The following is a 24415-nucleotide window of genomic DNA, read 5'->3' as shown; positions in this document are numbered from 1 at the left end:
CAGAGATGGTATCCCGGGTCCATACCCGCCGGTCGGTCGCCCTTCTCACAACCTCCACGCTCCCCTGCGCTCCCGGCACGCGCCCCCGCGCCACCTCCGTACGGCCCGCGCGTCCCCGTACGGCCGTACGGCCGTACGGTCCACGCGCCCCCGCGCCACCTCCGTCGACCCGTACGGCCGACGCGGCCCGCGCCGCCTCCGCGCGGAGGCGGCGCGGGAGCCGCTCACGTCAGCTGGCCGAACAGCTCGCGCAGTACGTCCTCCATGGTGACCAGGCCCGCCAGCCGCCCGTCGTCGCCCAGCACGACCGCCAGGTGGGTGCGGCTGCTGCGCATCGCGGTGAGCACGTCGTCCAGCGGGGTGTTCTCCCGCACGCGCGCGATGGGACGCATCTCCCGCAGCCGGAACGGCAGATCCCGGGGCGCGGCGTCCAGCGCGTCCTTCACATGCAGGTAGCCGACGATCCGGCGGCCCTCGTCGGCGACCGGGAAACGGGAGAACCCCGACTCTGCCGCGAGCCGCTCCAGTCCCTCCGGGGTGACGCCCACGCGCGCGTAGACGACGCTCTCCAGCGGCAGGGAGACATCACGCACGGGTCTGCGGCCCAATTCCAGGGCGTCGTGCAGGCGCTCCTGCGCGCGGTCGTCGATGAGACCGGCCTCGCCCGCGTCCTTGACGATCTGGGCGAGTTCGGCGTCCGAGAAGGTCGCCGCGACCTCGTCCTTCGTCTCGATCCGCAGCAGCTTCAGCAGACCGTTCGCGAAGGCGTTGACCGTGAAGATCACCGGACGCAGCGCGCGCGACAGCGTCACCAGCGGAGGGCCGAGCAGCATCGCGCTGCGCGCCGGCTCCGCGAGCGCGATGTTCTTGGGCACCATCTCGCCCAACAGCATGTGCAGATACGTCGCCACGGTCAGGGCGATCACGAAGGACACCGCGTGGCCCGCTCCGGGCGGGACGCCCAGCGCGTGGAACACCGGCTCCAGCAGATGCGCGATCGCGGGCTCGGCGACCACACCGAGCACCAGGGTGCACAGGGTGATGCCGAGCTGCGCGGCCGCCAGCAGGACGGACACGTGCTCCAGACCCCACAGCACGCTCCTGGCCCGGCGGTCGCCCTGTTCGGCGTACGGCTCGATCTGGCTGCGGCGCACGGAGATCAGCGCGAACTCCGCGCCCACGAAGAAGGCGTTCACGACCAGGGTCGCGAGGCCGATCAGCAGCTGTGCCACGGTCATCGTCCCGCTCCCTTCGACGGTGCTGCGGCGCTCATCGGTCCGCCCTCTTCTCGTCGGCCGCGTGGTCGAGCGGCGCGTGCAGCAGCACGCGCGCGGCCCTGTGCCCGGACGCGTCCACGACGTCCAGGCGCCATCCGGCGACCTCCACCCGGTCGCCGACCTGCGGAATGTGGCCGAGTTCCGCCGCGACGAGACCGGCCAGCGTCTCGTACGGTCCCTCCGGCGAGCGCAGGCCGACGCGCGCGAGCTGGTCGGTGCGGGCGGCGCCGTCCGCCGAGTACACGGCGCGGCCGTCCCCGTCGGTGCCGGCCGGGGCGAGCTCGGGGGTCTCGTGCGGGTCGTGTTCGTCGCGGACCTCGCCGACGACCTCCTCGACGATGTCCTCCAGGGTCGCGACGCCCGCCGTACCGCCGTACTCGTCGATCACCACGGCCATGGTGCGCTTCGCGCCCAGCCGGTCCAGGAGCCGGTTCACGGTGAGGGACTCCGGTACGAGCAGCGGCTCGCGCATGATCGTGGAGACGGGTGTCCGGGGCCTGTGGCCCGCGGACACCGACAGCACGTCCTTGATGTGCGCGATGCCGACCACCGCGTCCAGGCTGTCCCGGTACACCGGGAAGCGGGACAGGCCCGTCGCCCGGGTGGCGTTCGCGACGTCCTCGCAGGTCGCCTGGCAGTCGAGGGCGATGACCTGCACGCGTGGGGTCATCACGTTCTCGGCGGTCAGGTCGGCGAGGTTCAGGGTGCGCACGAACAGTTCGGCGGTGTCCGCCTCCAGGGCCCCCTGCCGGGCGGAGTGCCGGGCGAGGGCGACGAGTTCCTGGGGGCTGCGCGCGGAGGCCAGCTCCTCGGCGGGTTCGATGCCGAAGCGGCGGACGACGCGGTTCGCCATGTTGTTCAGGTGGGCGATGAAGGGCTGGAAGGCGGCGCTGAACCAGCGCTGCGGGGTGCCCACCCGCTTGGCCACGGCCAGCGGGGAGGAGATGGCCCAGTTCTTGGGGACCAGCTCGCCGACGACCATCAGGACCACCGTGGACAGGGCCGTGCCCAGGACCAGGGCGGCCGACCTCGCGGTGGTGGCGGGGATGCCGAGGGACTCCAGCGGGCCGGCGATCAGCTTGGCGATCGACGGCTCGGCGAGCATGCCGACCACCAGGTTGGTGACCGTGATGCCGAGCTGGGCCCCGGACAGCTGGAACGTCAGGTTCCGTACGGCTTTCAGGGCGCCCGCGGCGCCGCGCTCACCGCGCTCCGCGGCGCGCGCCAGTTCGTTGCGGTCGACGGTGGTGAGCGAGAACTCGGCGGCCACGAAGACGCCGCAGACGACGGAGAGCAGGATCGCCAGCAGCAGGAGGAGCACTTCGGTCATCGGGTCACCTCCGTCCCATGATCCGGCAGGGAGGAGGGATGTGCGCGACGGCAGGTACTGGGAGGCTCGCCCATGGGGAGGACGCTCACGCCTTTCGGTAGAGGAACAGGAACGCCCCTCAATGGTAAAGGAAAGGCAAAGGGCCCTCCCCGGGCAGGGACGCGATCAGTCGTCGAGCGGCTTCACCCAGCGCCGCCACTGTTCCTCGGGCGTGTACCCGGCCGCCCGCCAGGCATGGTGCGCGGTCTCGTTGCGGGTCAGCACCATCGCGTCGAGACGCCGGCCGCCGAGCTCCACGAAGCGTTCCTCGGCGGCGGCCAGCAGTGCCGAGCCGATGCCCTGACGCCGGCGTTCCGGATCCACCGCGAGCCGGTACAGATGGCAGCGCCAGCCGTCGAAGCCGGCGATCACCGTGCCGACCAGCAGGCCGTCCCGTTCGGCCAGGATCAGCGCCCCCGGGTCGCGGGCGACCAGCCGCTCCACCCCGTCCCGGTCGTCGGAGATGCTCGTGCCCTCGGCGGCCGTCTTCCAGAAGGCCAGCACGGTGTCCAGGTCGGCGGGCGTCGCGGGCCGTATGCGTAGATCGGTCATGGGGTCATCGCAGCACGGACGGTGGGGCGGAGCGGGGAATTCCATCATCCGGACAGCCCCCCTGCCCCGCCCTGAGCCTTCCGGTCCGCCCTGAGCCTTCCGGTCCGCGCCGGGCCTTCCGGTCCGCGCCGGGCCTTCTGGTCCGCGCCGGGCCTTCTGGTCCGCGCCGCGCTTTCCGGTCCGCGCCGCGCCTTCCGGCCCGTCCGAGCCCTCCGCCTCGCGCTGTCACTCGTGCGCGATGGCCGCCAGCACGTTCATCCGGGACGCGCGCAGGGCCGGCAGCAGGGCCGCCACCACGCCGACCACCGCCGAACCGATCACGACCGCGACGATCGTGCCCCACGGGATCGCCAGGGCCTTCATGCCCTGGAGCGCCAGCACCTGCTGAGTGCACACGCCCCACACGAGCCCCAGCGCGAGTCCCAGCACCGCCCCGAACACCGCGATCACCACCGACTCCAGCCGGATCATCCGGCGCAGCTGCCGCCGGGCCAGCCCGATCGCACGCAGCAGACCGATCTCCCGGGTGCGCTCCACCACCGACAGGGCGAGGGTGTTGACCACACCGAGCACCGCGATCACGATCGCGAGCCCGAGCAGCGCGTACACGAGGTAGAGCAGGACGGCGATCTGGTCGTGCACCAACTTCTTGTAGTCGGCCTGGTCGCGCACCTGCACCTGCGGGTACGGGTCGAGCGTCTTCTCCAGGCGGGGCCGCAGCCGGTCGGCACCGGTGCCCGCGGCCGCGTTCACGTACAGCGCGGAGTCCTGGCCGCCGGGGACGAACCGCTCGACCGTGCCGAGACCGAAGAACAGGCCGCCCTGGGTACCGAACCCGCCGGACGACTCCTGGTCGGTGAGCGCGCCCACCTTCAACTCGGTCCTGCGGCCGCCGGGGAACTCGACCGGGACCACACTGCCGAGCCGTACGCCGTGCTCCTCGGCGAACTTCGCGTCCATGCCCATGGCGCCGTCCGCGAGCGCGGCCGCCGAGCCGCCCCCGGCGTACGTCACGTGCGCGACCTCGTCCACCTGGGCGTCGTAACCCGCCGCCGTCGTCTCGACCCGCTTGCCGTCCGGCAGCCGTACCGCGACCGGCGCGAACCGCTGCCGTACGACGAGCCCGACGCCCTCGGTGGCGCGCACCCGGTCCGTGACCTCCTGGGAGAACGGCGTGTAGTTGCTGTTCTGGATCACGAAGTCGGCGCCCAGCGTCCGGTCGATCTGCTGGTCGAAGGACCGGGACATGGAGGCGCTCGCCACCGACATCCCGCCGACCAGGGCGAGACCCACCATCAGGGCGGACGCGGTGGCGCCGGTACGGCGGGGGTTGCGCAGGGCGTTGCGCTGGCTCATCCGGCCGACGGAGCCGAACAGGGCCGGGAAGGCCCCGCCGAGCACCCGGATCACCGGACGCACCAGCAGCGGGCCCGCGATCACGGTGGCGACCAGGGTGAGGACGACGCCCAGGCCCAGCAGGGAGGCGGCCGAGGCGGTCTTCGTCGCCGTCGCGCACCCCGCCAGCGCGGCCGCGCCGACCGCCCCGACCACCGAGCCCACCACCGCGCGCACCTTCAGCGGCCGTCCCACCCCGGCGATGTCGGCGTCCGCGAGGGCGGCCATCGGCGACACCCGGGCCGCCCGCCGGGCCGGGAGGTAGGCGGCCACGAACGTGACCCCGACACCGACGACGTACGACGCCACCGGCGTCGCCCAGCCGACGACCATCTCCGTGGCCTTCAGGTTCATGCCGAACGCGCTCATGAGCTTGATCAGTCCGGCCGCCAGCCCGATCCCGGCCGCCAGGCCCAGCGTGGAGCCGACCAGGCCGAGCAGCACCGCCTCGGTGAGCACGGACCGCCGTACCTGCCGCCGGTCGGCGCCCAGGGCCCGCAGCAGGCCCAGTTCGCGGGTGCGCTGGGCGATGAGCATCGAGAAGGTGTTGACGATCAGGAACACCCCGACCAGCACGGCGATCCCGGCGAATCCGAGCATGACGTACTTGATCACGTCGAGGAATCCGCCGAGGTCGGCGGCGGCCGACTTGGCCTGCTCGTCGGCGGTGCGCACCTCGTAGGAGCCGGTGCCGACCGCGGCGGTGACCCGGCGCTTGAGCTCGGTGTCGCTCACCCCCGGCGCCGCGTCCAGCGAGATGCTCGTGACGCGGTCGGCGGCGCCCAGCAGCTCGGTCCGGGCCACGGCGGGGTCCAGGAAGACCAGCGCCGCGCCCGGGTTGGTGGTGGTGAAGGTGGCGATGCCGACGATCTCGACCTTGAAGGTCCCGGGCTGCGCCAGCACGGTGAGCGTGTCGCCGATCCGTACGTGCTTCTTGTCCGCGGTGTCCGCGTCGAGGAGGGCCTCGCCGGCGCCGTGCGGGGCATGGCCGGAGGTCAGCTTCACCGGGCTTCGGTCGGTCGGGTTCCAGTCGTTGGCGATGGTGGGAGCGCCGGTGGTCGGTCCGACCGACTCGTTCCTGCTGTCGACGACCGTGATGTTCTCGACGCTCACGTCGGGGTGGACGGCCGCGACGCCGTCGACCGTGGTCACCCGGTCCGCGAGCGCGGCGGGCACCGTCTGCACCGCACCGGTCGGCACGGCCGACTTGAGGTCCTGCTTCGCCTCGATCGTCACATCGGCGGAGGTGGACGCGAACAGCCGGTCGAAGGTACGGGTGACGGTGTCGGAGAAGATCAGGCTGCCCGCGACGAAGGCGACGGACAGGACGACCGCCAGGGCGGACAGCAGCAGCCGCCCCTTGTGCGCGAGGAAACTCCTCAGGGTCGTCTTCAGCACCGGCTCAGTCCTCCCCGCCGGGACGGCCGGGGGCACCGGGATCGCCTGCGCCGCCCGGACTCGGGGGCGCGGCGGGCACCGCGGACGCGGACGCTGCCGTGGCGCCGGCGCCCACGCTGGCTCCCGCTCCGGCTCCGGCGGTGGTGAACAGGCGCATCCGCTCGAGCACGGCCTCCGCGGTGGGCCGTTCCATCTCGTCCACGATCCGCCCGTCCGCGAGGAAGAGCACCAGGTCGGAGTGGGCGGCGGCGCCCGGGTCGTGGGTGACCATGACGACCGTCTGGCCGAGGTCGTCGACGGCCTCGCGCAGGAAGCCGAGCACCTCCAGGCCCGCGCGCGAGTCCAGGTTGCCGGTCGGCTCGTCGGCGAAGATCAGTTCCGGCCGGGAGGCGAGCGCGCGGGCGCAGGCGACGCGCTGCTGCTGACCCCCGGAGAGCTGGGCTGGCCGGTGCCGGAGCCGGTCGCGCAGACCGAGCGTGTCGATGACCTGGTCCAGCCACTTCGGGTCGGGCTTCTGGCCCGCGATGTCCATGGGCAGGGTGATGTTCTCGGCCGCGTTCAGCGTCGGGATGAGGTTGAACGACTGGAACATGAAACCGATCCGGTCCCGGCGCAGCCGGGTCAGCTCGCGGTCCTTGAGCCCGGTGATCTCGGTGTCGCCGAGCCACACCTGTCCGGCCGAAACGGTGTCGAGCCCCGCCAGACAGTGCATCAGCGTGGACTTCCCCGAACCCGAGGGGCCCATCACCGCGGTGAAGCGGCCGCGTGCGATGTCGACGTCGACCGAGTCCAGGGCGAGCACCGATGTCTCGCCCGAGCCGTACGCCTTGGTCAGACCGCGGGCGCGGGCCGCGACCCCGCCGGCCGGTGCCCGGCCGGGGGCGTGCTCCGCAGCAGGTGTGGACAAGGCTGCCTCCTCGCTCGCGTGGACGTGCCGACTCCTAGTCCCGGCCGAGCGTAGTGTGACCCGCCCCACAGCCGGTATCCCCCCTGGGACCGAGGCGCTCTCCGCCGGAGGTCGGGCGACCGATACCGATGTAAGGGGCATGCTCTACCCACCACGACGGGACGCGAGCGCGACGCAGGCGGGGCACGAGCGGGACGCAGGCAGGGCCTGAGTGGGACGCAGGCAGGGCGTGAGTAGGACGCGAATGGGACGCGAGCGGGCCCGTGAGGGGCGAGGGTCGGCCGAGGCCGGGAGTGGGGCCGGACGAAGCGCGGCGAACGCGGCGGCACTTGCCGGTGCTAGCGTTCCGGCGCTAGCGTCGAGACATGGCGAAGACCCAGCTGAACGTACGCGTGGACGAGGGCACCGCCCGCGCGGCGCGTGAACGCGCCCTGGCCCGTGGCGTGAGTGTCAACCGCTATATCGAGGAACTGGTCAGACAGGACACCGGAGAGGCGGGCCACGCCTTCGTGGAGGCCGCCGCGGACTTCATGAAGCAGTACGAGGCCGTCTTCGCCGAGGACTTGAGCACGGACGGCGACCGCCGGACCGAAGGCCGCGGCTGATCCGTTGTCCGACCTCAGGATCGACCTGGCCTGGCTGCTCATGCTCGCCGAACAGCGGACACCGGGCGATGCCCGGGTCACCGACTGGGGCGCTCTCGTCGCCGCGGTCGCCCGCCATCGGGCCGAGATCTTCGACGTCCCCGTCTACGACAGCCCCCACGCGCGGGGCGCGGCGCTGCTCCAACTCCTCATCCACATACCGGCGCTGGAGCGTTCCAACGCGCTGTTCGCGTCCGCGGTCGCCTACGGTTACCTCGTCGCCAGCGGCCTCAAGGTGGTCACCACGCCGGAGCGGGTACGTGATCTGGCCCGCCTGGTGAAGAGCGGAGAGGCCTCCGTCGACGACATCGCGCGCGAACTGCGGCAGTGGAGCGCCTGAGGCAGCTCTGAAGCCCGCTGTCAGCCCGCCGGTCCAGGGCGCCAGGCCGTGCCCAGCGCACAGAACGAGGTGGGCAGCCGGGGTCCCTTCTCCGGCAGCGCCAGGCTCCGGTAGGGACCGATCAGGAACCCGGCGTCACGCAGCGCGCCGACCGGGTCCCGGGCCAGATGGCAGCCACCGGCCAGCCGCGGCCACACCGTACGGTCCAGCAGGCGCTGGGTGGCCGTCATCACCGGGCCGCCGCCCCTGCCGTGCTCGAAGAACCGCACCTGGCCGCCGGGCCGCAGGACCCGCCTCGCCTCGGCCAGCGCCCGCTCCACATCGCGCACACTGCACAGCACCAGGCTGAGGACGACCGCGTCGAAGGCCTCGCTCTTGACCGGCAGCGCCTCCGCCGCGCCCGGTACGACGTCCACCGGGACCTCGCAGCGCAGCGCCGCCTCCATCGCCGCGTGCCGCAGCAGCCGCTCGGGTTCGATGGCGACGACCTCGGAGACGGTGCGCGGATAGTGGGCGAAGTTCAGCCCGTTGCCGGCGCCGATCTCGATCACCCGCCCCGACAGCCCGGCGAGCAGCCGTTCCCGCAGGCGGCCCATGCCGAACCTGGTCTCGGCGGTGACGCTCACGCGGGCGTAGTAGCGGGCGAACAGCGGGTGGTGGACGGGATCCCCGGCCACCTGGCCGGAGTTGACGACGGGCCGTGCGGGCATGGCGACCTCCCGGGCAGGACGGGGCCCTACGGGGGGATTGTCCCCCGCGGAGCCCCTTCGCACCCCCGTCCGCGCCGATCCGCGCGGACGGACGGCCGCGTCCCGCACCGGCCTCAGGCGATGAAGTCCCGGACCTGCTCGTACCACGCGACAACGCGACAGCCCCCGGGGCCGGACCCGACCTCGGCCCGCGCCGCGACCGGCCGCCTCCGCCCGTCCTCAGCCGTCGTTGCCGTCCGCCTCCCGCGTGCGGAACGCCTCCGCGTCCCAGCTGCCGTCCAGGCGTGGCGCCAGCCAACCCGGCGCCACCCGGCGGAAGTCGGCGGGTGCGAGCGCCCCGGCACCCGCGGGCAACGCCCCGAGCAGCGGTGCGCCCGAGACGACCGGCAGGTCCGCCACATTGCAACGGGACGCGAGATCGGGCGATTCGGGCCAGCTGCCGATCACCACACCCAGCAACTCGATCTCACGCAGGCGCAGTTCACGTGCCGTCAGTTCGGTCGTGTTCAGCGTGCCCAGGCCCGCCGAGGCCACCACCAGCACCGGGGCGCGCAGCAGCCGTGCCACGTCCGCCAGCGTCCCGCCCGCTTCGTCGAACCGTACGAGCAGCCCGCCGGCGCCCTCGACGAGCACCAGGTCGTGTTCCGTGGCCAGCTTCTGGGCCGCCTCCGCCACGTCCTGCGGACGTACCGGTGCCAGCCCGGCCCGCCGGGCCGCCGTGCCGGGCGCCAGCGGCTCCGGATAGCGGGCGAGTTCGCCCGCCGTCAGCACACCGGCCAGCCGTACGACCTCCTCGGCGTCGCCCGGCTCGTCGGGCCGCACGCCCGTCTGGGCGGCCTTCAGCACGGCCACCGAGCGGCCGGCGGCGAGCGCCGCAGCGGCGACCGCCGCCGTGGTGACGGTCTTGCCGACCTCCGTGCCCGTCCCCGTGATCACCAGTACCGGCATGTGTCATCCCTCCCGCGCCGCGGCGCACACCGCGCGCGCGATCCGTGCCACGTCCGCGTCATCGGTGACGTACGGCGGCATCGTGTAGACCAGGTCGCGGAACGGGCGCAGCCACACGCCCTCGCGCACCGCGGCCGAGGTGGCCGCCGCCATGTCCACCGGACGGTCGAGCTGGACGACCCCGATGGCTCCGAGGACGCGTACGTCCTTCACCCCGGACAGCGCGGAGGCCGGCTCCAGCCCCTTGCGCAGCCCCGCCTCGATCCGGCCGACCTCGGCCCGCCAGTCCTGGCCGAGCAGCAGCTCGACCGAGGCGCAGGCCACGGCCGCCGCCAGGGGGTTGCCCATGAACGTGGGGCCGTGCGCCAGCACCGGTACCTCGCCGCGCGAGATGCCGTCGGCCACCCGGGTGGTGCACAGCGTCGCCGCCATGGTCAGGTAACCGCCGGTCAGTGCCTTGCCCACGCACATCACGTCCGGCGTCACCGCCGCGTGCTCCGCCGCGAACAGTGCGCCCGTACGGCCGAATCCGGTCGCGATCTCGTCGAAGACCAGCAGGACGTCGTGCGCGTCGCACGCCTCGCGCAGCACCCGCAGATAGGCGGGGGAGTGGAACCGCATACCGCCCGCGCCCTGCACCACCGGCTCGACGATCACCGCGGCCAGGTCGTCCGCGTGTTCGGCGACGGCCGCGCGCAGCAGTTCGGCGTAGGACTCGTCGTACTCCGCGGGCGGGGCGTCCGTGAAGACCTGACGCGGCAGCACACCGCTCCAGAGCTCGTGCATCCCGCCCTCGGGATCGCACACCGACATCGGCTGCCAGGTGTCACCGTGGTAGCCGCCCCGCCAGGTCAGCAGCCGCCGTTTCGCGGGGCGGCCCAGCGAACGCCAGTACTGGAGGCACATCTTCACCGCGACCTCGACCGACACCGAACCGGAGTCGGCGAGGAAGACATGCTCCAGGCCGGCCGGGGTGATGTCGACCAGGAGCTTCGCCAGCCGTACGGCGGGCTCGTGGGTGAGCCCGCCGAACATCACATGGCTCATCCGCGACAGCTGCTCGCGCGCGGCCTCGTTCAGCACCGGGTGGTTGTAGCCGTGGATCGCCGACCACCAGGACGACATGCCGTCGACCAGTTCGCCCGAACCGTCGGCGAGGGTCAGCCGCACTCCGCTCGCCGACGCCACGACCAGCGGCTCCTGGCGGCCCGGCATCGGGCCGTAGGGGTGCCAGACGTGGCGTCGGTCCAGTTCGAGCAGTTCGGGCACGTTCAGGTCAGGCATTGGGCGCGAGGTCCGTACCGGCTCCCCGGCGGCGTACGGCGACGAGGTCCGGGCGCGGCTCGTCGACCCGCGGGGCGGGGGCGGCGGCCGCGGGGGCGGAGCCGCAGACGCCGGCGCCGCCGTGGCAGCCGGTGTCGCCGTCGTCGTGGCAGCCGCCGCTCTCGCCGTCGTGGCAGCCGCCGGACCGGTGCTCGGGCAGTGTCACCTGGTCGGCGCCCTCCACCTCGAACCCGGCGTCGGCGATCATCTCCAGGTCGGCCTTGCCCGCCTGGCCCTCACTGGTGAGGTAGTCCCCGAGGAAGATCGAGTTGGCCAGGTGCAGGGCGAGCGGCTGCATCGTACGGAGATGCACCTCGCGGCCGCCCGCGATCCGCACCTCGACGTCCGGGCACACGAACCGCACCATCGCCAGGATCCGCAAACAGCGCTGCGGGGTGAGGTTCCACTCCTTGGCCAGCGGGGTGCCCTCGAACGGGATCAGGAAGTTCACCGGAACGGAGTCGGGGTCGAGCTCGCGCAGCGAGAAGACCACGTCGACCAGGTCCTCGTCGCTCTCGCCCATGCCCGCGATCAGCCCCGAGCACGCCGAAAGGCCGGCCGCGTGGGCCTTCTGCACGGTGTCCACCCGGTCGGCGTAGGTGTGCGTGGTGGTGATGTCCGCGTACGTCTCCTCGGACGTGTTGAGGTTGTGGTTGTACGCGTCCGCACCCGCCGCGCGCAGCCGCTCCGCCTGGCCGTCGGAGAGCAGGCCGAGACAGGCGCACACCTCCACGCCCTCGTTCTCGGCCTTGATGGCCTTGATGGTGTCCGAGACCCGCTCCACGTCCCGGTCGGTCGGACCGCGCCCGCTGGCCACCAGGCAGACCCGCTTGGCGCCGCCGGCCAGTCCGGCCGCCGCGGCCTGGGAGGCCTCGTCCGGCTTGAGCCAGGTGTACTTGAGGATCCCGGCCGTCGAGCCCAGCCGCTGCGAGCAGTAGGAGCAGTCCTCCGGACACAGTCCGGACTTCAGGTTGACGAGGTAGTTGAGTTTCACCCGTCGGCCGAACCACTGCCGACGCACCTTGCCGGCGGCGGCCACCACATCGAGCAGTTCGTCGTCGGAGGTGGCCAGTACGGCGAGTGCTTCCTCACGGCTCGGCAGCTCGCGCCGAAGCCCCTTCTCCACCAGCGTGTTCAGCAGGTCCATGAGAGCCGATCCTGTCGTAAGGACCTGCTCGGGGCCAAGGTGACTTCACACAACAGAGACACTTCACGGTGTGTGGATTGCCACATCCTGGCCCGACGGCCGTCCGGCTAGGGTCTGTCCACTGCCTACAAAATCCCCGGAGGACCCATGGCGTTCGGCTGGATCGACGAGCAGGCGGATCTGCGCGGCCGGGCCGGACTCGTACGGACCCTGCGCCCGCGCCCGGCCGGCTCGCCGCTCCTCGACCTCGCGAGCAACGACTACCTCGGCCTGGCCCGCCATCCCGAGGTCACCGAGGGCGCGGCGCGCGCGGCGCGGACCTGGGGCGGCGGCGCGACCGGCTCCCGGCTCGTCACCGGCACCACCGAACTGCACGCCGAACTCGAACGGGAACTGGCCGCCTTCTGCGGCTTCGAGGCGGCCCTGGTCTTCTCCTCCGGCTACGCCGCCAACCTCGGGGCCGTCTCGGCCCTGGCGCCGCACGGCTCGCTGATCGTCTCGGACGCGGGCAACCACGCCTCGCTGATCGACGGCTGCCGACTGGCCCGGGGCGGCACCCAGGTCGTCGCGCACGCGGACCCGGACGCCGTGCGCAAGGCGCTGCGGACCCACGAGGGGCCGGCGGTGGCCGTCTCCGACACGGTCTTCTCGGTCGACGGCGACGCCGCACCGCTGGCCGCGCTCGCCCGGGTCTGCCGGGAGCACGGCGCCGGACTGGTCGTCGACGACGCGCACGGGCTCGGCGTGCTGGGCGACGGCGGCCGGGGAGCCCCGTACGCGGCCGGGCTCGCGGGTACCGACGACGTCGTGGCGACGGTCACCCTGTCCAAGTCGCTGGGCAGTCAGGGCGGTGCCGTGCTCGGCCCGGCCCGGGTGATCGACCATCTGGTCAACGCGGCGCGGACGTTCATCTTCGACACCGGTCTCGCCCCCGCGGCGGTGGGCGCGGCCCTTTCTGCCCTGCGGCTGCTGCGCCGCGAGCCCGAGCGCGCGGCACGGGCCCGCACGGTGGCGGGCGAACTGCACGCGCGCCTGACGGCCGCGGGCCTGGAGGCGGTACGTCCGGACGCCGCGGTCGTCTCCGTGCGGGCACCGTCCCCGGAGCAGGCCGTGCAGTGGGCGGCCGACTGCCGGGCGGCGGGTGTCGTGGTGGGCTGCTTCCGTCCTCCTTCCGTGCCCGACGGGATCTCGCGGCTTCGGCTCACCGCGCGCGCGGACCTCACCGAGGAGCAGATCGCGCACGCGGTGCGGGTGATCGACGAGACACGACCATGAGTCGGCGTGACACGGCCCTGTTTCGCCTGTTCGTCAATTGCCGCTGAATGACGGATTTTTGACACCGTTGCGGTGCCGATGTGATGCCGATCGGTGTCGGACCGATGTTGGCCGGAGTGGACCGGGAATGACCGGAATTAGCGGAATGTGGCCGTGAATTTCGCCCAGCTCTCGGGGGAGAAGAGCAGCGCGGGTCCGGCCGGATCCTTGGAGTCGCGTACGGCGAGCAGTCCGGCCCACGGCCCTCGGCCGGGCCGTGCCGTCTCGACGCAGTTGTTCGCTCCCGTGCTGTAGCTGCTGCGCAGCCACATCGCGCCGTGCAGTTGCGTGGCGGGGACCGTGTTCCGAGGCAGTGCAGTCATGGTGCCTCCTTATGTGTCGTCACCTATCCCGGCGATGAAATCCAATGAGTCCTCGGGTGAAAGGGCGTGTGTCCTGAGGGTGTTGAAGGCCTCTGAGTACGCCTGGAGGTCTTCTCTCCGTTCGAGGTAGAGGCTACTCGTCATGTGGTCGAGAACAACCACATCCAGATCAGAAGTGCTCGGAAATGACAAGATAACGAAAGGTCCGGTGATGCCAATGTGTGCTCCCGCCCGGAACGGCAGGACCTGGAGCCGCACTTGGGGCAGCCGACCCGCCTCCACCAGACGCCGCAACTGACGCGCCATCACCTCGGGTCCGCCGACCTCCCGGCGCAGCACCGCCTCGTCCAGGACCGCGGTCAGCTCCAGCGGGCGATGGGCGCGCAGCACGTCCTGCCTGGCCAGCCGCACCTCGACCAGCGCGTCCAGCCGTTCCTCGTCCAGTCCTTCGACCGCGGCGCGGGTCACCGCGCGGGCGTACTCGGGCGTCTGCAACAACCCCGGGACCACGGAAGTCTCCAGCGTGCGCATCGCGCTCGCCTGTGACTCCAGACTGATGAAATCCCGGTAGGTGGGCGGGAGAACACCACGGTACGCGTGCCACCAGTGGTCCCGGCCGCCGTCGTGGGAGCCCGCCAGTATCAGCAGCAACTCCCGCAGTTCCGCCTCGGCGACGCCGTACGCGTCCAGGAGCAGCCGCACATCGGCCGGTTTCACTCCGCTGGCGCCGGTCTCGATCCGGCTCACCTTCGACTGATGCCAGCCCACCAGGCGGGCCGCCTCACCACTGGTGAGCCCGGTGCGGGCGCGCAGTGCGCGCAGTTCGGCGCCCAGTTTCCGACGGCGCACGGCGGGACCGTACTGCATGGGAAAACTCCCTACTCCTTCCGAGCCGCCCAAATACGGTCTGCCGTCGCAGAGTTCACCGCTTCGAGCGACAGATATATGCATATCTCGGTGGATCGGCACCGCGACCGGCCCGGTAATGGCAGTCTGGCGAAGAAGCACCAGTCCGGGACCGTACTCGAATCCGCTCCTTGTCGGACTGCGGTCCCGTGGGAAGGGACGACGTCGCCATGGCAGACCATCTGGAAGCATCCGTCACTCTGCCGAGCGATCCAGCCTCGGTCTCCGCGGCCCGCAACTTCGTGGCGAGCGCCCTCGTGGAGTGGGGCCTGCCCGCGGAAGCCGAAATGGCCGACACCGTCCGACTGATCGTCTCCGAACTCGCCACCAACGCCGTACAGCACACATTCGGGCAGTCCCCGACGTTCACGGTCGATCTCACTCTCGACCGTGACGAGCGGCTGCGTGTCGGTGTCACCGACAGCCATCCGCGCTTTCCCAAACGGCTGCCGGCCGCTGTCCAGCAGGACAACGGCCGGGGCATGGTGATCGTCCGCTGGCTCACCACCGAGTGCGGCGGACGGCTGCACGTCCGTCCGACCGCCGAGGGGGGCAAGACGGTCTGCATCGAGCTCCCGTGGTCCGTCCCGGCCCGGCCGGTGCCTGCCGCGGGGCAGCAGGAGCCTTGAGGGCCGGGCGCCCGGCCGGGGAGAGGGCCCGATGCGGTGGCGGCGTGCCGGGCCGCCGCCACCGAACCGGGCGGATCAGCTCACCCGGCCGTACCAGACGCTCTTCGTCCAGATCTTCTGGAGCCGCACCACGTCCCCCGTCTTCGGGGCGTGCCAGATCTTTCCCTTTCCGGCGTAGATGCCGACGTGGTAGACGCTGGAACCCGAGTGGAAGAACACCAGGTCTCCGGCCTTGCGGTGGCGGGCCGACACGTGGTGGGTCTTGTTGTACTGCTGGGCCGCGGTGCGGGGCAGCTTCTTGCCCGCCTTCTTGAACGCGTACAGCGTGAGCCCCGAGCAGTCGAACCTGCGCGGCCCGGTGGCGCCGTACCGGTACGGCGAGCCCTTCTTGGAGGCCGCGACCTTGAGAGCCTTCGTCGCGGTCGTGGCGGCCGCCGCGTCCGCGGAGAGGCCCGGAACCACGATCGAGCCGCCCACGGCGGCGATGGTGAGCGCCGAGGCCGTACCGGCCCGGACCATCAGCGACGGGACACGATTGAGCGCAGTCATGCGCAACCCTTCGTCAGCCGCCTGTGAAGGATGACCTGTCGGATTCGGGCTGGCGAAGTTGCCCGGCCGCGATGCGGCTTCACCCCAAGGGCTGCTCGGTCCGGCCATGGCTTGACCGTTCCGGCGAACCCGTCGTGCCTGGGTCCTCCACTCCTGCCGATGCACTCCTGTCGACCGGTCATCCGGGCGGCGGCAGGACTCGGCGTCCGCCCGGACCGCCCCGCCGCTGTGGCGGGGGCTTGTCGTCAGACAGGGATCTTCACTCACAGGTGAACGAAAATCCCAACGGAACCGTGGATTTGTGTTGTTACTCACCACTCACCCGTTCGGGTGGACGCCTGTTTGTTCGATCGGCCGTCCAGGGGAACGACGGGCCCCGGACCAGCGGCGGAGCGCTTCATCCCGCCGTCGTGCTACGCGCGTTGCGCAACCCTGGAGGCCCGAGAAAACGATTCGCCGCTACTGCATCAGGGGGTACGTCGTTTGGGGCGTTTGAACTCAGCCCCGGACGCTTCGCGCGCCGCGCGGAACGTCCGGGGCGGCCGAGGGCGGGTCAACTGTCGGAGCGCGCGGGCACGGTGACACGCGCCGTGCGGCGCTCCCCGTCCAGGACGCGCAGCGCCCGCGCGAGCGTCGGCGCGTGCAGTTCGGCCTCGCCCCGCTGGTGCATCAGCGTCAGCGCGTCGCGCAGCGCGGTCGCCCTGCCCACCAGCGCCTGGGCGGCGCGCAGTCCGCGGTAGGTGTCCCCGTGGTGCGCGGGGTTGATGCGGCCGAGCAGGTCGACCACCTCCAGGTAACGATCGATCAACTCGCCCTCGGCCCGGGTCAGGGCGGGCAGCGGCGGGAGCTCCGGCGGCAGCATCCGCGGCTCACCTCGCGCCGGGAGCGGTGGGTGCGCCGGGTGCGCCGGGGAGGGTGGGGGTGCCGGACGTGCCCGGTGCGGCGGGCGGGACGTCACGGCCGTCGATGACGCGGTCCACCAGGCCGAACTCCAGCGCGCCCCGTGCGTCCAGGACCGTCTCCCGCTCGATGTCCGCGGTCACCTGCTCCGGCGTGCGGCCCGTGTGCCGGACCAACATCTCCTCCAGCAGGGCCCGGGTGCGCGCCAGCTCCTCCGCCTCGACGGCGAGATCGCTCACCTGGGCCTCGATCGGCCCGGGAAGCGCCGGCTGGGTGATCGTCACCCGGGCGCCCGGCAGCGCGTGCCGCCTGCCCGGCGTGCCCGCGGCCAGCAGCACCGCGGCGGACGCCCCGGCCCGGCCCATGCAGAACGTCTCCACGTCGCAGCTGACGTAGCGCATGGTGTCGTAGACGGCGGTCATCGCGCTGAACGAGCCGCCGGGGGAGTTGATGTACAGCGAGATCGCCCGGTCCGGTGCCGCGTGTTCCAGGTGCATGAACTGCGCGATCACGTCGTTGGCCGAGGTGTCGTCGATCGGTGACCCCAGCAGGACGATCCGTTCCTCCAGCAGCTTCGCGTACGGATCCAGCGTCCGTTGCCCGAAGCCCGTGCGTTCGGTGAACTCCGGCAGGACATGGCGGGCGGACGGTCGGGTCATGGTGTACCCCCTCCTCGCGACAAGGTGTCTCTGTAAAAAATGTACAGGACGTACGTGACGTTATGATGGGGGTATGGCCTACGAGATTCCGGTGACGCAAGCCAGGGCTGAACTTGCCGACCTGATCAACCGCGTGGTGTACGGCGGTGAGCGCGTCGTCGTGACCCGGCACGGCAAGCCCCTCGTCGCCCTCGTCTCCGCCGCGGACCTGGAGCGGCTCGACGGGCTCGACGGCCCCGACGAGGAGCAGGTGATCAGCTCGGTCTCCGCGGTCCGCGAGGCCGCGGCCGCTCCCCGGGAGCGTCAGCGCTTCGGGATCGCCGCCGAGCACCGGGGGACCGGTCCCGCCTGACCGGACGCGCGACCGGGCATCCCGCCCCGCTCGATGCGGGATGCCGTTCAGGCGAGCGGCGCGAGGTCGCGCTCCGCGACGGTTCCGTGGTCCGCGCGTGCTCCTTCGGCGCGCTGCCGGCCGGCGGCGCGGCCGGAACCGGCTGTGGACGACGGATCGCGCGGCGGTCTGCGCGTGCGCCGGGCCTCGGACTCGATCACAGCTTGGTTAACTTGCTCGAAACTCGCTCCAACTAGCCTGCCGATCCACGCCATCAGGGACGCTGCCCCGGGGCTGCGGCAACCGGACCCCGCACGGTCCGGAGCGAGGACTGTGAGGTGGGACGTGCAACTGACCCCGCACGAGCAAGAGAGGCTGCTGATCCATGTGGCGGCCGACGTCGCCGAGAAGCGCCGGGCCCGTGGCCTCAGGCTGAACCACCCCGAGGCGGTCGCGCTCATCACGTCGCACATCCTCGAAGGTGCGCGTGACGGCCGTACCGTCGCCGAACTCATGTCCTCCGGACGCAAGTTGCTCACCAGGGACGACGTCATGGACGGCATTGCCGAGATGATCCACGACGTCCAGGTCGAGGCGACCTTCCCGGACGGCACCAAACTCGTCACCGTCCACGACCCGATCGTCTGACGGGGGCGCGCCATGATTCCCGGAGAGATCCTGTTCACGGACGACCCGATCGTCTACAACGAGGGCCGTGAGGTCACCCGGCTCACCGTCCTCAACGCCGCCGACCGTCCCGTCCAGGTCGGCTCCCACTACCACTTCGCCGAGGCCAATCCCGGCCTGGAGTTCGACCGTGCCGCCGCGCGCGGCAAGCGGCTGAACGTCGCCGCCGGCACCGCCGTGCGCTTTGAACCCGGGATCCCCGCCGAGGTCGAACTCGTCCCGCTCGCCGGTGCCCGGATCGTGCCCGGGCTGCGCGGGGAGACTGGAGGCCCCCTCGATGCCTGAGATCTCACGCGCGGCGTACGCCGACCTGTTCGGCCCGACGACCGGGGACCGCATCCGGCTCGCGGACACCGATCTGCTGATCGAGATCGAGGAGGACCGCTGCGGCGGGCCCGGACTCGCCGGTGACGAGGCCGTGTTCGGCGGCGGCAAGGTCATCCGCGAGTCCATGGGGCAGGCGCGCGCCACGCGCGCGGAGGGCACCCCGGACACCGTCGTCACGGGCGCGGTGATCGTCGACCACTGGGGGATCGTCAAGGCCGACATCGGCATCCGCGACGGGCGGATCACCGGGATCGGCAAGGCGGGCAACCCCGACACCATGGACGGGGTGCACCCGGATCTCGTGATCGGTCCGGAGACCGAGGTGATCGCGGGCAACGGGCGGATCCTCACCGCGGGCGCCGTCGACGCGCACGTCCACTTCATCTGCCCGCAGATCGCCGACGAGGCGCTCGCCTCCGGCGTCACCACACTGGTCGGCGGCGGCACCGGACCGGCCGAGGGATCCAAGGCGACCACCGTGACGCCCGGCCCCTGGCATCTGGCCCGGATGCTGGCGGCGATGGAGTCCTACCCCCTGAACATCGGCCTGCTCGGCAAGGGCAACACCGTCTCGCAGGAGGCGATGCTGTCCCAGATCCGCGGCGGCGCGCTCGGGCTGAAGCTGCACGAGGACTGGGGTTCCACCCCGGCCGTCATCGACGCCGCGCTGACCGTCGCCGAACGGACCGGCATCCAGGTCGCGATCCACACGGACACCCTGAACGAGGCCGGGTTCGTGGGGGACACGCTCGCCGCGATCGCCGGGCGCGGGATCCACGCGTACCACACGGAGGGGGCGGGCGGCGGGCACGCGCCGGACATCATGACCGTGGTGTCCGAGCCGCACGTGCTGCCGAGCTCGACGAACCCGACCCGGCCGTTCACCGTCAACACCGCCGAGGAGCACCTCGACATGCTGATGGTGTGTCACCACCTCAACCCGGCGGTACCGGAGGACCTCGCCTTCGCCGAGTCCCGGATCCGGCCCTCGACGATCGGCGCGGAGGACATACTCCACGACCTCGGCGCGATCTCCATCATCTCGTCCGACTCCCAGGCCATGGGGCGCGTCGGCGAGGTCGTCCTGCGGACCTGGCAGACGGCCCACGTCATGAAGCGGCGCCGGGGCGCGCTCCCCGGCGACGGGCGGGCGGACAACCACCGGGTACGTCGCTATGTCGCCAAATACACGATCAACCCGGCCCTCGCCCAGGGACTCGCCCGCGAGATCGGCTCCGTGGAGAGCGGCAAGCTCGCCGACCTGGTGCTGTGGGAGCCCGCGTTCTTCGGCGTCAAGCCGCACCTCGTCCTCAAGGGCGGACAGATCGCGTACGCGCAGATGGGCGACGCCAACGCCTCGATCCCGACCCCGCAGCCGATCCTGCCGCGCCCGATGTTCGGGGCGATCGGGCGGGCGCCCGCGGCCAACTCGTTCAACTTCGTGGCCCCGGCGGCCGTCGAGGACGGGCTGCCGGAGCGGCTCCAGCTCGGCAAGCGGTTCGTCGCGATCGACTCCACGCGCGGGGTGACCAAGGCGGACATGCGCGAGAACGACGCGCGGCCGCGGGTCCGGGTCGACCCCGACAGCTTCGCCGTGCACATCGACGGGGAGCTGGTCGAGGCGACTCCGGCCGCCGAACTGCCCATGGCCCAGCGTTACTTCCTCTTCTGATGTCCCGGGCGGCACTGCTCGTCCTGGCCGACGGCCGCTTTCCCGCCGGAGGGCACGCGCACTCCGGCGGGGCCGAGGCGGCCGTCCGGGCCGGGCGGATCACGGGAGCGGCGAGCCTGGAGGACTTCGCCCGGGGCCGGCTGCACACGGCGGGACTGGTGGCGGCGTCCCTCGCCGCCGCGGCCGCACTCGGGGTGGATCCGCCGGTGCTGGACGCTGCGGCGGACGCCCGTACGCCGTCCCCCGCGCTGCGTGCCGTCGCGCGCAGGCTGGGCCGGCAGCTGTTGCGGGCCGCCCGGGCGACCTGGCCGTCACCGGAACTCGACGCCGTGGCGGGCGAGTTCCCCAAGGGGATGCACCAGCCGGTGGTGCTGGGGCTGCTGGCGCGGGCGGCCGGGCTCGGGCCCGTCGACGCCGCCTACTGCGCCGCGTACGAGAGCGTCGGCGGGCCGGCCACCGCGACGGTGCGGCTGCTGAGCCTGGACCCGTTCGACGCCACGGCGGTACTGGCCCGGCTGGCGCCGGAGCTGGACCGGGTGGCGGACCGGGCGGCCGAGGCGGCCCGGCGGGTGCTCGACGAAGGGGTCGACGCGCTGCCGGCGGCCTCGGCTCCCCTGCTGGAGATCGGCGCGGAGGCCCATGCCGTCTGGCCGGCCAGGCTGTTCGCGTCCTAGGGCCGCGGTACCAGGGAGAACAACCGCAGGGCACACACGCGGACCGCTCGACAGGGCACCGCAGAACAATGGTAGGAGCCGCCTCATGCATCTCGACCACCTCCACGACGGCCCGTCCGCCGTCGGCGCCGACGCCCGGCGTCCCGACGGCCGCCGCCGGGCCCTGCGGATCGGCCTCGGCGGGCCCGTCGGGTCCGGCAAGACCGCCACCGTCGCCGCGCTCTGCCGCGCCCTGCGCGCGGAGCTGTCCCTCGCGGTCGTCACCAACGACATCTACACCCGGGAGGACGCCGAGTTCCTGCTGCGGGAGGCCGTACTGCCGCCCGAGCGGATCACCGCGGTGGAGACGGGCGCCTGCCCGCACACGGCGATCCGGGACGACATCTCCGCCAACCTGGAGGCGGTGGAGGACCTGGAGGACGCGGTGGGGCCGCTGGACCTGATCCTCGTCGAGTCCGGCGGCGACAACCTCACCGCCACCTTCTCCAGGGGACTGGTCGACGCGCAGATCTTCGTGATCGACGTCGCCGGGGGCGACGACATCCCGCGCAAGGGCGGCCCCGGGGTGACCACCGCCGACCTGCTGGTCGTCAACAAGACCGACCTCGCCCCGTACGTGGGGTCCGACCTCGGGCGGATGGCCTCGGACGCGAAGGTGCAGCGGGCCGAACTCCCGGTCGTCTTCCAGTCGTTGCGCGGTGAGGACGGAGTGCGGGAGGTCTCCGCCTGGGTGCGGGCGCGGCTCGCCGCCTGGACGGCGTGCGCGTGAACGGGGTCAGTGCCACCGCCGGGATCGTCGCGCGCGACGACGGCCGCGGCGGCACCGCCCTTCCGGTGCTGGAGAGCGCCGGGCCGCTCGCGCTCCGGCGGACCCGGGCGAGCGGCCGCGAGGCTCACGTGATGCTCGTCGGCGCGATGAGCGGGCCGCACGGGGGCGACCGCCTCGCCGTCCGGGCCGAGGTCGGGCCCGGGGCCCGGCTGCGTGTCGGATCGGCGGCCGCCACCATCGCGCTGCCGGGCCAGTCCAAGGCCGAGGCCCGCTACGACGTACGGCTCGATGTCGCCGACGGCGGTGAACTCCACTGGCTGCCGGAGCAGCTGATCTCGGCCGGCGGGAGTGAGCTGTATGTGACGACCCGGGTGGATCTGGCCGGCGCCGCTCGGCTCGTACTGCGCGAGGAACAGGTGCTGGGGCGGGTCGGCGAGCAACCCGGACGGCTCACCAGCCGTCTCACTGTCCGGATCGACGGGCGGGTGCTGCTCGACCAGGAGCTCGGCTGCGGGCCGGGCGCACCCGGCGGCTGGGACGGTCCCGCCGTGCTGGCGGGTCATCGGGCCGTGGGACAACTGGTGGTCGTCCGGCCGCGGTTCGCCGCCGAGCCGGTGGCGGCCCGGATGCTGGGCGAGCAGGCCGTGCTCGTTCCGCTCGCCGGGCCGGGCGCACTGGTGACCGCGGTCGCCGCGGACGCCCTGCGGTTGCGCCGGGTGCTGGACCGGGCGCTCGCGGACCTGGACTGAGCCGGCTCCGGCCCGAGCTGTTTGCGGGTCAACTCGGGCTCGGACCAGGCTGGTTCGGCACCAGGATTCCGGTAACCGGAACATGGCACCCGGTTATCGGATTGGCAAAGAAGGTCAACGAACCCTGTTCTCAGGGACCTCACAGCCGAAATGATCCCTCTGCAGTCAATAACCAGATACGGAGAGTGCCCACTTGAGGGACATCAGACCGAGGAATCGAAAGACCGCGCTCGGTTCGGCCGGAGCGCTGGTCACCGCGACCCTGATAGCCGGCGCCTTCGCGGCGCCCACGGCGAACGCGGAGAGCCGCCCCGGCCAGGACCGCGAGGCCCGCGGTGCCGCGATCGCCGCGGAGCGCGCCGCGAAGGCGGGGATCGACTGGAAGGACTGTCCCGCGGACTGGGGCTTCGAGAAGCCGATCCAGTGCGGTTACGTCACGGTCCCGCTCGACTACGCCCGGCCCGACGGCAAGAAGATCAAGCTGGCCGTCGACCGGATCGGCAACACGGGTACCAAGGAGGAGCGCCAGGGCGCCCTCGTGTACAACCCCGGCGGCCCCGGCGGCTCCGGTATGCGCTTCCCGCGCCGGGTCACCACGAAGAGCGCGCTGTGGGCCAACACGGCCAAGGCGTACGACTTCGTGGGCTTCGACCCGCGCGGCGTCGGCCACTCCGCGCCCATCTCCTGCATCGAACCGCAGGAGTTCGTCAAGGCGCCCAAGGCCGACCCGGTGCCGGACTCCGAGGCGGACAAGCGTGCCCAGCGCAAGCTGGCCGCCGAGTACGCGGACGGCTGCTACGAGCGCAGCGGCGAGATGCTGCCGCACATGACCACGCCGAACACCGCCCGCGACCTGGATGTCATCCGGGCCGCGCTCGGCGAGAAGAAGCTCAACTACCTGGGCGTCTCCTACGGCACCTACCTCGGCGCCGTCTACGGCACGCTCTTCCCGGGCCATGTCCGGCGCATGATCGTGGACAGCGTCGTCAACCCGTCGCGCGAGAACATCTGGTACCAGGCCAACCTGGAGCAGGACATCGCGTTCGAGGGCCGCTGGAAGGACTGGGAGGACTGGGTCGCCGCCAACGACGCCACCTTCCACCTGGGCACCACGCGTGCCGCGGTCCAGGCGAAGTGGCTGGACGTGCGGGCCGCCGCGAAGAAGAGCCCCATCGGCGGGGTCGTCGGCCCGGCCGAGCTGATCTCCTTCTTCCAGAGCGCCCCGTACTACGACTCCTCGTGGGTGCCGGTCGCCGACGTCTTCGCCAAGTACGTCGCCGGTGACACCCAGGCGCTGGTCGACGCCGCCGCTCCCGACCTGTCCGACACCGCGGGCAACATCTCCTCGGAGAACGGCAACGCCGTCTACACGGCCGTCGAGTGCACCGACGCCAAGTGGCCCACCAGCTGGAAGAAGTGGGACCGCGACAACACGCGGCTCAACAAGGACTACCCGTTCATGACGTGGGCCAACGCGTGGATGAACCTGCCTTGTGCCACCTGGCCCGTCAAGCAGCAGACCCCGGTGAACGTGAAGACCGGCAAGGGTCTGCCGCCGGTGCTGATCGTGCAGTCGCAGCGTGACGCCGCCACGCCGTACGCGGGTGCCGTCGAGCTGCACCACCGGTTCAAGGGCTCGCGTCTGATCACCGAGAAGGACGCCGGCTCGCACGGTGTGACCGGCCTGGTGAACCCCTGCATCAACACCCGGGTGGACACCTACCTGCTCACCGGCAAGGTGGACGCCGCGGACGTGACCTGCGCGCCGCACGCCACGCCGAAGCCGTAACCGGCTGCCGTACCGGGGGGAGGGGCGGCGGGGACACGTCCCCGCCGCCCCTCGCTCGGGACCGGACGTCCGGCCAGGCGTACTCCGCCGCGCCGATCCCGGCGATCGTCAGCGGCTCGGGGCCGCG

At 72.1% G+C, this 24415-nt stretch carries 26 protein-coding genes and 1 riboswitch; of the genes, 12 read left to right on the top strand and 14 right to left on the bottom strand.

The window, feature by feature from the left end:
* Positions 1-224 precede the first annotated feature (224 nt).
* The 5 genes from ACZ7OY_RS32525 to ACZ7OY_RS32505 form a co-directional block, all read right to left on the bottom strand.
* Positions 225-1238 (bottom strand): hemolysin family protein, encoded by a 1014-nt coding sequence (locus tag ACZ7OY_RS32525; RefSeq protein WP_471914758.1) that lies wholly within the window; start codon positions 1236-1238, stop codon positions 225-227.
* A 31-nt stretch (positions 1239-1269) separates the two neighbouring features.
* A complete protein-coding gene (locus ACZ7OY_RS32520; protein ID WP_471914757.1) occupies positions 1270-2607 on the bottom strand; it encodes a hemolysin family protein in 1338 nt (445 codons plus the stop codon).
* Positions 2608-2772: 165 nt separating this feature from the next.
* Positions 2773-3198, bottom strand: a complete 426-nt coding sequence (locus ACZ7OY_RS32515; RefSeq protein WP_351600531.1) for a GNAT family N-acetyltransferase — start codon at positions 3196-3198, stop codon at positions 2773-2775.
* A 225-nt stretch (positions 3199-3423) separates the two neighbouring features.
* A complete protein-coding gene (locus ACZ7OY_RS32510; RefSeq protein WP_471914756.1) occupies positions 3424-5991 on the bottom strand; it encodes an ABC transporter permease in 2568 nt (855 codons plus the stop codon).
* 4 nt (positions 5992-5995) lie between these two features.
* Positions 5996-6898: an ABC transporter ATP-binding protein gene (locus tag ACZ7OY_RS32505; RefSeq protein WP_471914755.1), complete on the bottom strand. Its 903-nt coding sequence runs from the start codon at positions 6896-6898 to the stop codon at positions 5996-5998.
* 365 nt (positions 6899-7263) lie between these two features.
* Between ACZ7OY_RS32505 and ACZ7OY_RS32500 the strand changes: the two genes are divergently transcribed.
* Complete coding sequence (locus tag ACZ7OY_RS32500; RefSeq protein WP_471914754.1) at positions 7264-7503, top strand: toxin-antitoxin system HicB family antitoxin; 240 nt, start codon at positions 7264-7266, stop codon at positions 7501-7503.
* 4 nt (positions 7504-7507) lie between these two features.
* Positions 7508-7882 carry a fic family toxin-antitoxin system, toxin component gene (locus ACZ7OY_RS32495; RefSeq protein WP_351600523.1) on the top strand — a complete coding sequence of 125 codons (375 nt, stop codon included), beginning with the start codon at positions 7508-7510 and terminating at the stop codon, positions 7880-7882.
* 20 nt (positions 7883-7902) lie between these two features.
* Here ACZ7OY_RS32495 and ACZ7OY_RS32490 read toward each other — a convergent pair whose 3' ends face one another.
* The 4 genes from ACZ7OY_RS32490 to bioB form a co-directional block, all read right to left on the bottom strand.
* Entirely contained in the window at positions 7903-8592 is a 690-nt protein-coding gene (locus tag ACZ7OY_RS32490) for a class I SAM-dependent methyltransferase (RefSeq protein WP_471914753.1), read from the bottom strand.
* A 219-nt stretch (positions 8593-8811) separates the two neighbouring features.
* Positions 8812-9540 carry a dethiobiotin synthase gene (gene bioD / locus ACZ7OY_RS32485; protein WP_471914752.1) on the bottom strand — a complete coding sequence of 243 codons (729 nt, stop codon included), beginning with the start codon at positions 9538-9540 and terminating at the stop codon, positions 8812-8814.
* Positions 9541-9543: 3 nt separating this feature from the next.
* Positions 9544-10824, bottom strand: coding sequence for an adenosylmethionine--8-amino-7-oxononanoate transaminase (locus ACZ7OY_RS32480; protein WP_471914751.1), 1281 nt, complete (start codon positions 10822-10824; stop codon positions 9544-9546).
* Positions 10817-12010 carry a biotin synthase BioB gene (gene bioB, locus ACZ7OY_RS32475; RefSeq protein ID WP_471914750.1) on the bottom strand — a complete coding sequence of 398 codons (1194 nt, stop codon included), beginning with the start codon at positions 12008-12010 and terminating at the stop codon, positions 10817-10819. Before bioB ends, ACZ7OY_RS32480 begins: the two co-directional genes overlap by 8 nt.
* 147 nt (positions 12011-12157) lie before the next feature.
* On the opposite strand from bioB, the gene ACZ7OY_RS32470 reads away from it, so the two are divergent.
* Positions 12158-13285 carry an 8-amino-7-oxononanoate synthase gene (locus ACZ7OY_RS32470; RefSeq protein ID WP_471914749.1) on the top strand — a complete coding sequence of 376 codons (1128 nt, stop codon included), beginning with the start codon at positions 12158-12160 and terminating at the stop codon, positions 13283-13285.
* 137 nt (positions 13286-13422) lie between these two features.
* Here ACZ7OY_RS32470 and ACZ7OY_RS32465 read toward each other — a convergent pair whose 3' ends face one another.
* On the bottom strand, positions 13423-13647 hold the full coding sequence (locus ACZ7OY_RS32465) for a DUF397 domain-containing protein (RefSeq protein ID WP_351600511.1): 225 nt from the start codon (positions 13645-13647) through the stop codon (positions 13423-13425).
* A gap of 9 nt (positions 13648-13656) precedes the next feature.
* Positions 13657-14514, bottom strand: coding sequence for a helix-turn-helix domain-containing protein (locus tag ACZ7OY_RS32460; protein WP_471914748.1), 858 nt, complete (start codon positions 14512-14514; stop codon positions 13657-13659).
* A 209-nt stretch (positions 14515-14723) separates the two neighbouring features.
* On the opposite strand from ACZ7OY_RS32460, the gene ACZ7OY_RS32455 reads away from it, so the two are divergent.
* On the top strand, positions 14724-15182 hold the full coding sequence (locus ACZ7OY_RS32455; RefSeq protein WP_384727980.1) for an ATP-binding protein: 459 nt from the start codon (positions 14724-14726) through the stop codon (positions 15180-15182).
* A gap of 75 nt (positions 15183-15257) precedes the next feature.
* Here ACZ7OY_RS32455 and ACZ7OY_RS32450 read toward each other — a convergent pair whose 3' ends face one another.
* The 3 genes from ACZ7OY_RS32450 to ACZ7OY_RS32440 form a co-directional block, all read right to left on the bottom strand.
* Positions 15258-15731, bottom strand: coding sequence for a C40 family peptidase (locus ACZ7OY_RS32450; protein WP_471914747.1), 474 nt, complete (start codon positions 15729-15731; stop codon positions 15258-15260).
* 3 nt (positions 15732-15734) lie between these two features.
* Positions 15735-15905: riboswitch (cyclic di-AMP (ydaO/yuaA leader) on the bottom strand.
* A gap of 379 nt (positions 15906-16284) precedes the next feature.
* On the bottom strand, positions 16285-16593 hold the full coding sequence (locus ACZ7OY_RS32445; protein ID WP_471914746.1) for a hypothetical protein: 309 nt from the start codon (positions 16591-16593) through the stop codon (positions 16285-16287).
* A gap of 7 nt (positions 16594-16600) precedes the next feature.
* Positions 16601-17290, bottom strand: a complete 690-nt coding sequence (locus ACZ7OY_RS32440) for an ATP-dependent Clp protease proteolytic subunit (protein ID WP_471914745.1) — start codon at positions 17288-17290, stop codon at positions 16601-16603.
* Positions 17291-17363: 73 nt separating this feature from the next.
* On the opposite strand from ACZ7OY_RS32440, the gene ACZ7OY_RS32435 reads away from it, so the two are divergent.
* The 8 genes from ACZ7OY_RS32435 (at position 17364) to ACZ7OY_RS32400 (ending at position 24288) form a co-directional block, all read left to right on the top strand.
* Positions 17364-17642 carry a type II toxin-antitoxin system Phd/YefM family antitoxin gene (locus tag ACZ7OY_RS32435; protein ID WP_471914744.1) on the top strand — a complete coding sequence of 93 codons (279 nt, stop codon included), beginning with the start codon at positions 17364-17366 and terminating at the stop codon, positions 17640-17642.
* 324 nt (positions 17643-17966) lie between these two features.
* Positions 17967-18269, top strand: coding sequence for an urease subunit gamma (locus tag ACZ7OY_RS32430; RefSeq protein WP_471914743.1), 303 nt, complete (start codon positions 17967-17969; stop codon positions 18267-18269).
* A 12-nt stretch (positions 18270-18281) separates the two neighbouring features.
* Positions 18282-18593, top strand: a complete 312-nt coding sequence (locus ACZ7OY_RS32425; RefSeq protein ID WP_471914742.1) for an urease subunit beta — start codon at positions 18282-18284, stop codon at positions 18591-18593.
* Complete coding sequence (locus ACZ7OY_RS32420; RefSeq protein WP_471914741.1) at positions 18586-20307, top strand: urease subunit alpha; 1722 nt, start codon at positions 18586-18588, stop codon at positions 20305-20307. The genes ACZ7OY_RS32425 and ACZ7OY_RS32420 overlap by 8 nt, the downstream gene beginning before the upstream one ends.
* The gene (locus ACZ7OY_RS32415) at positions 20307-20981 is read left to right on the top strand and encodes an urease accessory protein UreF (RefSeq protein ID WP_471914740.1); all 675 of its coding nucleotides are present in this window, start codon (positions 20307-20309) and stop codon (positions 20979-20981) included. The genes ACZ7OY_RS32420 and ACZ7OY_RS32415 overlap by 1 nt, the downstream gene beginning before the upstream one ends.
* A gap of 85 nt (positions 20982-21066) precedes the next feature.
* On the top strand, positions 21067-21750 hold the full coding sequence (ureG, locus tag ACZ7OY_RS32410; protein ID WP_471914739.1) for an urease accessory protein UreG: 684 nt from the start codon (positions 21067-21069) through the stop codon (positions 21748-21750).
* Positions 21732-22499, top strand: a complete 768-nt coding sequence (locus ACZ7OY_RS32405; RefSeq protein WP_471914879.1) for an urease accessory protein UreD — start codon at positions 21732-21734, stop codon at positions 22497-22499. Before ureG ends, ACZ7OY_RS32405 begins: the two co-directional genes overlap by 19 nt.
* 193 nt (positions 22500-22692) lie before the next feature.
* The gene (locus tag ACZ7OY_RS32400) at positions 22693-24288 is read left to right on the top strand and encodes an alpha/beta hydrolase (RefSeq protein WP_471914738.1); all 1596 of its coding nucleotides are present in this window, start codon (positions 22693-22695) and stop codon (positions 24286-24288) included.
* Positions 24289-24415 lie beyond the last annotated feature (127 nt).

The sequence above is a fragment of the Streptomyces sp. NPDC107559 genome (assembly GCF_055657365.1).
The sequence above is the reverse complement of the archived record's forward strand: the minus strand, read 5'-3'. Positions and strand labels throughout refer to the sequence as shown.

Excerpts from the sequence above, each read along its gene's own strand:
- ACZ7OY_RS32525 (WP_471914758.1), bottom strand. The coding sequence starts at position 1,238 with ATGACCGTGGCACAGCTGCTGATCGGCCTCGCGACCCTGGTCGTGAAC.
- ACZ7OY_RS32520 (WP_471914757.1), bottom strand. The coding sequence starts at position 2,607 with ATGACCGAAGTGCTCCTCCTGCTGCTGGCGATCCTGCTCTCCGTCGTC.
- ACZ7OY_RS32515 (WP_351600531.1), bottom strand. The coding sequence starts at position 3,198 with ATGACCGATCTACGCATACGGCCCGCGACGCCCGCCGACCTGGACACC.
- ACZ7OY_RS32500 (WP_471914754.1), top strand. The coding sequence starts at position 7,264 with ATGGCGAAGACCCAGCTGAACGTACGCGTGGACGAGGGCACCGCCCGC.
- ACZ7OY_RS32490 (WP_471914753.1), bottom strand. The coding sequence starts at position 8,592 with ATGCCCGCACGGCCCGTCGTCAACTCCGGCCAGGTGGCCGGGGATCCC.
- bioD (WP_471914752.1), bottom strand. The coding sequence starts at position 9,540 with ATGCCGGTACTGGTGATCACGGGGACGGGCACGGAGGTCGGCAAGACC.
- ACZ7OY_RS32480 (WP_471914751.1), bottom strand. The coding sequence starts at position 10,824 with ATGCCTGACCTGAACGTGCCCGAACTGCTCGAACTGGACCGACGCCAC.
- bioB (WP_471914750.1), bottom strand. The coding sequence starts at position 12,010 with ATGGACCTGCTGAACACGCTGGTGGAGAAGGGGCTTCGGCGCGAGCTG.
- ACZ7OY_RS32470 (WP_471914749.1), top strand. The coding sequence starts at position 12,158 with ATGGCGTTCGGCTGGATCGACGAGCAGGCGGATCTGCGCGGCCGGGCC.
- ACZ7OY_RS32465 (WP_351600511.1), bottom strand. The coding sequence starts at position 13,647 with ATGACTGCACTGCCTCGGAACACGGTCCCCGCCACGCAACTGCACGGC.
- ACZ7OY_RS32460 (WP_471914748.1), bottom strand. The coding sequence starts at position 14,514 with ATGCAGTACGGTCCCGCCGTGCGCCGTCGGAAACTGGGCGCCGAACTG.
- ACZ7OY_RS32455 (WP_384727980.1), top strand. The coding sequence starts at position 14,724 with ATGGCAGACCATCTGGAAGCATCCGTCACTCTGCCGAGCGATCCAGCC.
- ACZ7OY_RS32450 (WP_471914747.1), bottom strand. The coding sequence starts at position 15,731 with ATGACTGCGCTCAATCGTGTCCCGTCGCTGATGGTCCGGGCCGGTACG.
- ACZ7OY_RS32445 (WP_471914746.1), bottom strand. The coding sequence starts at position 16,593 with ATGCTGCCGCCGGAGCTCCCGCCGCTGCCCGCCCTGACCCGGGCCGAG.
- ACZ7OY_RS32440 (WP_471914745.1), bottom strand. The coding sequence starts at position 17,290 with ATGACCCGACCGTCCGCCCGCCATGTCCTGCCGGAGTTCACCGAACGC.
- ACZ7OY_RS32435 (WP_471914744.1), top strand. The coding sequence starts at position 17,364 with ATGGCCTACGAGATTCCGGTGACGCAAGCCAGGGCTGAACTTGCCGAC.
- ACZ7OY_RS32425 (WP_471914742.1), top strand. The coding sequence starts at position 18,282 with ATGATTCCCGGAGAGATCCTGTTCACGGACGACCCGATCGTCTACAAC.
- ACZ7OY_RS32420 (WP_471914741.1), top strand. The coding sequence starts at position 18,586 with ATGCCTGAGATCTCACGCGCGGCGTACGCCGACCTGTTCGGCCCGACG.
- ACZ7OY_RS32415 (WP_471914740.1), top strand. The coding sequence starts at position 20,307 with ATGTCCCGGGCGGCACTGCTCGTCCTGGCCGACGGCCGCTTTCCCGCC.
- ureG (WP_471914739.1), top strand. The coding sequence starts at position 21,067 with ATGCATCTCGACCACCTCCACGACGGCCCGTCCGCCGTCGGCGCCGAC.